This is a genomic window from Luteimonas sp. A649 (assembly GCF_054072735.1).
This window is the reverse complement of sequence record NZ_JBSVRQ010000021.1, coordinates 1-884: the sequence shown is the minus strand read 5'-3', so window position 1 is coordinate 884 and position 884 is coordinate 1. Positions and strand designations below refer to the sequence as shown.

At 65.8% G+C, this 884-nt stretch carries 1 protein-coding gene; it reads right to left on the bottom strand.

The window, feature by feature from the left end; genetic code table 11:
- The coding region (gene tuf, locus ACW5E8_RS14795; protein ID WP_456966305.1) for an elongation factor Tu at positions 1-878 on the bottom strand (878 nt) is incomplete at its 3' end.
- Positions 879-884: the final 6 nt, after the last annotated feature.

The window sequence follows — 884 nt, the reverse complement described above, 5'->3', positions numbered from 1 at the left end:
TGGCCGCGCTCCACGTCGTCACGCTTGGTGCCGCGCAGCAGCAGGCCGGCGTTGTCGCCCGCCTGGCCCTGGTCGAGCAGCTTGCGGAACATCTCGACGCCGGTGACGGTCGTCTTGACGGTCGGACGGATGCCGACGATCTCGATTTCCTCGCCCACCTTGATGATGCCGCGCTCGATGCGACCGGTCACCACCGTGCCACGACCCGAAATCGAGAACACGTCCTCGACCGGCATCAGGAAGGTCTTGTCGATGTCGCGCTCGGGCTCCGGGATCCAGGTGTCCAGCGCTTCCACCAGCTGGATGATCGCAGGCACGCCGATCTCAGACTGGTCGCCTTCCAGCGCCTTCAGCGCCGAACCCTTGATGATCGGAGTGTCGTCGCCCGGGAAGTCGTACTTCGACAGCAGCTCGCGCACTTCCATCTCGACGAGCTCCATCAGCTCGGCGTCGTCGACCATGTCGGCCTTGTTCAGGAACACCACGATGTACGGCACGCCCACCTGGCGCGCCAGCAGGATGTGCTCGCGCGTCTGCGGCATCGGGCCGTCGGCCGCCGAGCACACCAGGATCGCGCCGTCCATCTGCGCGGCACCGGTGATCATGTTCTTCACGTAGTCGGCGTGCCCGGGGCAGTCGACGTGCGCGTAGTGGCGGTTCGGGGACTCGTACTCGACGTGCGAGGTCGAGATCGTGATCCCGCGCGCCTTCTCTTCCGGCGCCTTGTCGATGGCGTCGTAGGCGTGGAATTCGCCGCCGAAGCGTTCCGCACCGATCTTCGTCAGCGCCGCCGTCAGCGTCGTCTTGCCGTGGTCCACGTGACCGATCGTGCCCACGTTCACGTGGGGCTTGGTGCGCTCGAACTTACCCTTGGCCATGATTGC